The following is a 6734-nucleotide window of genomic DNA, read 5'->3' as shown; positions in this document are numbered from 1 at the left end:
CTAAGTAAAAAATTCCGGAGCTTTTAAGCAATGTATTACTCCACATTAGCAGCAATCATCCCGGCAGCGACAGTAAGGTTACTCTTCTCATCTACCAGGATAAATCCGCCGTTAACACGATTTTTATCATATTCATCAACGGCAACAGGATTGGCGGTACGGATTATTATGCGGGATATATCATTTAAGTTAACAGTTATGTCGTTCTCCACTTTTTCAAGCGTGTTCACGTTCGTCTTGTAAAGCACTTCCTTTACGATCGATTTTACACCACTACTATTGTGCCTGAACAGATATTTACTTCCCACCTCCAATGGTTTTGAATCCATCCAGCAAATATCGGCTTCAATTTCGCGGGTAACCGGGGGCTGCTGGCTTACGGGTGTAATCATATCCCCTCTGCTTATATCAATATTATCCTCCAAATGTATCGTAACAGACATAGGAGCAAAGGCTTCTTCAAACTCTCCATCAAATGTTTCGATCTTTTTAATTGTGCTGGTTATACAGGAAGGCTGAACAATTATTTTATCTCCTTTTTTATATACTCCGCTGATTATTCTTCCTGCATATCCCCTGTAATCATGCAGTTCTCTGGTTTGAGGCCGGATGATCCACTGAACAGTAAACCTCGGGGATTCCTGTTTCGCGTCAGTAAACACTTCCACATTTTCAAGGTAATCAAGGAGGTATTTCCCTTTATACCACGGCATGTGCGTGGAACCGGACACAATATTATCGCCATTGATAGCACTGATCGGAATAAAAATGATCTCTTTCACTTTTAATTTTGAAGCGAAACTTTTATACGCGGAAACAATATCATTGAACACCTGTTCCGAATATCCAACAAGGTCCATTTTATTAATACACACCACGATATTTTTAATTCCTAACAATGAAGTAATGTAAGAATGACGCTTGGTTTGTTCGATCACTCCTTTTCGGGCATCAATAAGTATTATGGCCAGATCGACATTTGAAGCGCCTGTAACCATATTACGTGTATACTGAATATGACCTGGGGCATCGGCAATAATAAACTTCCGCTTATCTGTATTGAAGTATTTATACGCGACATCAATGGTAATACCCTGTTCACGCTCGGCTTTCAGGCCATCAGTTAAAATAGCGAGGTCAATGGTACCATCATCATTTTTTCTGCTGGATGCCTTAATGGCTTCCAGCTGATCTTCCATAACAGCGTTGCTGTCATACAATAATCTTCCTATGAGCGTACTTTTACCATCATCGACACTACCCGCGGTTATAAATCTTAAGATATTCATTCCTTTATTCGTAAATTCGTTTTTTATTCACATTCGTTGATTTAGAAGTATCCTCCCTTTTTACGTTCCTCCATTGCCGCTTCTGATTGCTTATCATCAATACGGGCACCTCTTTCGCTTGTTTTAGAGCTTTTAATTTCTTCAATTATTGTATCAATGTTATCAGCGGAAGACTCTACGGCAGCTGTACATGTTATATCACCTATCGTTCTAAAACGGACCGTTTTTTCAAATATAGTGTCTTCGTGATCCATATTCAGGTATTCGGAAGCCGCCATCAACTGACCATTGCGAATAATGCAATCTCTTTTGTGAGCAAAATAGATCTCAGGGAGTTCTATCTTTTCTTTTTTAATGTAATTCCAAACATCGAGTTCGGTCCAGTTACTTATTGGGAACACACGCACATTCTCACCTTTATGTATTTTTCCATTGTAAATGTTCCACAATTCGGGGCGCTGGCGCTTAGGATCCCATTGGCCAAACTCATCACGAACGGAGAATATGCGCTCTTTCGCCCTCGCCTTTTCTTCGTCCCGACGGGCACCACCTATACAGGCATCAAACTTAAATTCCTCGATCGCGTCAAGCAGGGTTACTGTTTGCAATGTATTCCGGCTTGCATTCTTTCCTTTTTGTTCAACAGCTCTTTTCTGATCAATAGAATCCTGTACATAGCGCACGATAAGTTTTTCATTTAAACGCTTTATCATGCGGTCGCGGTATTCTATTGTCTCGGTAAAATTATGTCCTGTATCAATGTGAACCAAAGGGAATGGAAATTTACCCGGCCGGAATGCTTTTTCAGCAAGGCGCACAAGCGTGATCGAATCTTTTCCGCCTGAAAAAAGCAGGGCAGGTTTTTCAAATTGCCCCGCTACCTCGCGGAGAATATGAATAGATTCCGATTCAAGCTGCTCTAAGTAATCTAAATAATATTTGCTCATATAAAATAAATCTCGCTCAAATTTACATTCTTTAATCCTATTGATGTGTATGCAACCCGCATTCTTTTTTTGAGTTATCTTCCCACCACCACCGGCCGGCACGAAAATCTTCTCCTTCGTGTATAGCACGTGTGCAGGGGCCGCAACCTATGCTTACAAAACCTTTGTCGTGCAGGGAATTATAAGGCACATTATTTTCAGTAATGAATTCTTTCACACGTTTCAGATCCCAATCAAACAAAGGATGAAATTTTATTAATTGGTGTGAGCCGTCCCATTCCAGGTTACGCATATCCAACCTGTTCGCTGATTGATCGGCACGAATGCCGGTTATCCAGCAATCCATATCTTTCAAAGCACGCTGCAAGGGTTCAACTTTACGGATACCGCAGCACTCTTTCCTGTTCTCAACCGACTCATAAAAACTCAAAGGACCTTTCTTATTCAACAATTCCTGCACAGCATCCGACTTAGGATAATAAGCTTCTATCTTCTGTCCGTACATCTCATTTGTGCGGTTCCATACCAGGTATGTTTCACTGAACAAGCGTCCTGTATCCAATGTAAAAACCCTGATCGGTATTTTTTTTGTGAAAATGATGTGTGAAATAACCTGATCTTCCCAACCGAAGCTGGTTGAAAAAACTATTTTGTCTTTATATTTTTCGGCAAGCAAAGTCAAAGACTCTTCGATCGATCTTCCTTTGATCAAGCCTTCCACACTGTTTATATTCTCTTTTTCAATCATTCTCGTTTGGGCTAAAGCCCGATTCTTTACACTTTTTATAACCCCGACCTGAAGGTCGGGGCAATGAAAACATTTTTTTATTCAACGCCAAACAATCCGGTCAATCAGTTTACATCCTTTGATTCATTGCCCCGGTCTTAAGACCGGCAATGAAGGATTTTAAAATTTGGTTTTAGCCAAAAAAACAAACATTTAATCAATTCACTCCCTTTTCAACCAATACAGAAGTTATCCTGTTTAATTCTTTTACTTTATTTGCGAAATCACCACTAAGCCCTGCTCTTATCTTGCCCAGGTTATCCAATATACTTTGTGTTTCCTCCGGGAAAGAAGCGTTCAAGACCTCTTTCACCCGTTTTGCCATTGTCGGAGATTTTCCATTTGTAGAAATCGCAATCTTGAGATCACCTTTTTTAACAATTGAAGATAAATAGAAATCACAAAGATCGGGTGTATCCGCAACATTTATCAGTATCCTTCTTGCTTTCGCCAATAAAGTAATTTCCTTACTCAACATTTTATCATTCACGGCGGAGATAACAAAATCCTTACCATCAAGGTCTGTCTCTTCAAATTTTTTGCGGATGATCTTTGTATTGGGAAACCCGGCAGCAAAATCAATCAGTTCAGGTAATATATTCTCCGCAACAAGTGTTACATCCGTTAACGGACTGTTATTTAATACGGCGCTGATCTTTTCGAGGCCAATAACACCACCCCCAATTATAAGTACACGAAAATTTTCCAACTTTAGGAAGATGGGGAATAATGTATTACCTCTATTTGATGTTTCAGACATTATCTATTTTTTAAATTTTAATAAAGCATTCCAGGTTGCCAGACTTTCATCGTATTTGGGATGTAATTTTACCACATCACCGATCACAATAACGGCGGGCACTCCAATATTCTCTCCTTTTGCAACACTTACAATTGAGTCAATTGTTCCCAAAGCGATCTTTTCATTTGGCAAAGATCCATTCTGAATGATGGCTATAGCTGTTTCCTTTTTGTTATTCGCCCTATATACTTCTGCGATCTCATTAAGTTTACCAACTCCCATCAAAATAACTACTGTTGCATCCGTCTTTGCAGCAACAGCCACATCTTTTGATAATTCACCCGATGAAGTTGTTCCTGTGATCACCCAAAAACTTTCGCTTGTACCTCTATTGGTTACCGGAATTCCCTGCAAACCCGGAACGCTTATAGAACTGGAAACACCAGGAATATACTCCGTCGCGATATCATACCTGGCTGCATATTCCAATTCTTCATAACCGCGGCCAAATACAAAAGAGTCACCGCCTTTAAGCCTTACCACATTACCATGCGTCAAAGCCAGATCAACGATGAGTTTGTTAATCTCTCCCTGGGTGAATGAATGCTCCCCCTTTCGTTTACCAACAAATATTTTAAGTGTGCCGGGAGGGGCAAAATCCAATAATTCAGGATTAACCAGGGCATCATAAAGTATAGCCTTCGCTTTGGCGAGAGCAGTTATACCTTTCAGAGTAATTAATTCCGAGTCGCCGGGTCCGGCACCTATCAATGTCAGTTTAGGTTGTATTTTCATTTTGAACATTTTTAACTATAAACCTGTATTAACTATTTTGCAATTGCTTTTCCCTATATGTTTTTGACAAAGCAAGAAAAGCTTCTGCTTCAGCAAGATATTTAACAGCAAACTCTTTAGCAGGTTCGTTCTTGTTTATCTGTAACACGTGTGTTTTAAAATCAGGTACGAAACTGATCAGACCCGGAACAACATAATGCTTATCAAAATCATTAATGATTCCATGCTGTGTATTACAGTTTACCTTTTTATCCAGCAATAAGGCTTTTGCAGTACTTACAAAAACACTATAGCTATGGTAAATGCTATCAGCATATTGTTCCTGCGATAAAGATTCTTTTGCCCATCCATATTTTTCCTCCGCTTCGTATAATAAAGTAGCTACAAGATCTATCATCACGCCGGCACACTCCCCTACTCCAATAGCCGTCGAATATTTCACTTCATGCCCCCAATCAATAAAATCATCATCCTTCAACGTTGTAAGATCAGCGAACGGTTTTAGTAAAGTGTAAAAATATTTCTCAGTCTGACGCACATAATAATCGTTAAAGTATTCTCCCTCATTTGAATTATTCTCATAATCATCCAATAGCGCCCTTAAAACCTGCAAGGCCCTCTTGCTTGGAACCTTCAACACCTTATCCGCTACCCTGCCCTCACCATTACCTGTTGTTCCGCCGCCTAGTAAGACTTGTAAAGCAGGTAATACATTCGCGCCTGACTTAAGTGAGCTGCCATGAAAACCTATATTGGCAATACTGTGCTGACCGCAGCCATTCATACAGCCGCTGATCTTTATTTTTATATCTGAGTTGAATATCAGATCCGGATATTCTTCCCGTATCACTTTTTCAAGTTCACCGGTGATACCTGTACTATTTGATATTCCAAGGTTACATGTGTCGGTGCCCGGACAAGTTGTTATATCACCTGTGCTGTCAAAACCGGGATTGGCTAAGCCAAGCTGATCAAGTTCTGTGAAAAGATTCTTAAAATATTCCTTTCGTACAAACTTCAACATCAAGCCCTGGTTAATTGTAATACGTATATCATCGGCAGCATACTTCTTTACTATATCTGCCAGTGCTCTCGCCTTATTTGTTTTAACATCTCCTGTTAAAACTTTAATATAAACTCCGTAAAAACCTTTTTGCTTTTGTTCAAATACATTGGTCCTTACCCAGGCCTCATACTTGGCCTGATCCTTTATTTCAACAGGTAACACTTGATTTACCGCGGATGCAATAGTTTCCGGATAAACATCGTAATTGATCTTGTATTCTTTCACCTTCAATGCTTTCTGTTCCTCATTTACCAGCCGCACCATTTCTTCAAAGCCCAGTTTACTGATCAAAAATTTCATCCTCGCCTTGTGCCTGCTTGTACGCTCGCCATGCCGGTCGAATACCCTTAAAACAGCTTCGGTATATGGAATGATGAGGTCTTCATGTAAAAACTCGTGAGCGGTTTTAGCAAGAAAAGGCTGAGCACCCAAACCTCCGCCAATAAGAACTTTAAAGCCCCTGATTTCTTTATTTCCTTCTTTCTTTATTTTCGGAATGAAGCCAATGTCGTGCATATATACAAATGCGGTATCCTTATCACTGGAAGAGAAAGCGATCTTCACCTTTCTTCCCATATCCTGGCAAATTGGGTTACGCAGGAAATATTTAAATGTTTCCTGGGCATAGGGACTAACATCGAAGGGTTCATTTGGATCAATACCGGCTGTAGGAGATGCCGTCACATTTCTTACCGTATTTCCGCAGGCTTCACGTAATGTAATATTATCCTGCTCAAGCTTGGCCCACAGTTCAGGAGTTTTGTCAAGACTTACGTAATGTATCTGAATATCCTGGCGGGTTGTTAAGTGCAGATTTTTAGTAGCATATTCATCGGAGATATCCGACATTCTCAACAACTGCTTCACACTCATTTTTCCATAAGGCAGTTTTATACGAACCATCTGAACACCCTGCTGGCGCTGACCATAAACACCACGTGCGAGACGAAGGCTCCTAAATTTCTCCTCGTCAATGGTTCCCTCACGGAACTGACGGATCTTTTTTTCAAGATCAATTATATCTTTTTCAACAATTGGATTCTCTAATTCTGTTCTGAAACTTTGCATGTCTATTTATATTTAAAATTACCAGTCTCATCCTAACCTT

Annotated in this window: 6 protein-coding genes; all 6 read right to left on the bottom strand. The window is 40.0% G+C overall.

What is annotated here, in order from left to right; translation table 11 throughout:
• Nucleotides 1–35: 35 nt before the first annotated feature.
• Nucleotides 36–1289 carry a GTP-binding protein gene (locus HYU69_04175; protein ID MBI2269538.1) on the bottom strand — a complete coding sequence of 418 codons (1254 nt, stop codon included), beginning with the start codon at nucleotides 1287–1289 and terminating at the stop codon, nucleotides 36–38.
• Nucleotides 1290–1330: 41 nt separating this feature from the next.
• Entirely contained in the window at nucleotides 1331–2236 is a 906-nt protein-coding gene (gene cysD, locus HYU69_04170) for a sulfate adenylyltransferase subunit CysD (GenBank protein MBI2269537.1), read from the bottom strand.
• Nucleotides 2237–2273: 37 nt separating this feature from the next.
• Nucleotides 2274–2984 (bottom strand): phosphoadenylyl-sulfate reductase, encoded by a 711-nt coding sequence (locus HYU69_04165; GenBank protein ID MBI2269536.1) that lies wholly within the window; start codon nucleotides 2982–2984, stop codon nucleotides 2274–2276.
• Between the two features lie 196 nt (nucleotides 2985–3180).
• Entirely contained in the window at nucleotides 3181–3783 is a 603-nt protein-coding gene (locus HYU69_04160) for a bifunctional precorrin-2 dehydrogenase/sirohydrochlorin ferrochelatase (GenBank protein ID MBI2269535.1), read from the bottom strand.
• A gap of 3 nt (nucleotides 3784–3786) precedes the next feature.
• A complete protein-coding gene (gene cobA / locus HYU69_04155) occupies nucleotides 3787–4569 on the bottom strand; it encodes a uroporphyrinogen-III C-methyltransferase (GenBank protein MBI2269534.1) in 783 nt (260 codons plus the stop codon).
• A 19-nt stretch (nucleotides 4570–4588) separates the two neighbouring features.
• A complete protein-coding gene (locus HYU69_04150) occupies nucleotides 4589–6694 on the bottom strand; it encodes a HEPN domain-containing protein (protein MBI2269533.1) in 2106 nt (701 codons plus the stop codon).
• Nucleotides 6695–6734 lie beyond the last annotated feature (40 nt).

The sequence above is a fragment of the Bacteroidota bacterium genome, from assembly GCA_016183775.1.
GTDB lineage: Bacteria > Bacteroidota > Bacteroidia > JABDFU01 > JABDFU01 > JABDFU01.
Note: the sequence above shows the minus strand (reverse complement) of the source record. Positions and strands in the feature narration are given on the sequence as shown.

What these genes read in the sequence shown, in the direction of transcription:
- HYU69_04175 (MBI2269538.1), bottom strand. Translation starts at nt 1,289, where the DNA reads ATGAATATCTTAAGATTTATAACCGCGGGTAGTGTCGATGATGGTAAA.
- cysD (MBI2269537.1), bottom strand. Translation starts at nt 2,236, where the DNA reads ATGAGCAAATATTATTTAGATTACTTAGAGCAGCTTGAATCGGAATCT.
- HYU69_04165 (MBI2269536.1), bottom strand. Translation starts at nt 2,984, where the DNA reads ATGATTGAAAAAGAGAATATAAACAGTGTGGAAGGCTTGATCAAAGGA.
- HYU69_04160 (MBI2269535.1), bottom strand. Translation starts at nt 3,783, where the DNA reads ATGTCTGAAACATCAAATAGAGGTAATACATTATTCCCCATCTTCCTA.
- cobA (MBI2269534.1), bottom strand. Translation starts at nt 4,569, where the DNA reads ATGTTCAAAATGAAAATACAACCTAAACTGACATTGATAGGTGCCGGA.
- HYU69_04150 (MBI2269533.1), bottom strand. Translation starts at nt 6,694, where the DNA reads ATGCAAAGTTTCAGAACAGAATTAGAGAATCCAATTGTTGAAAAAGAT.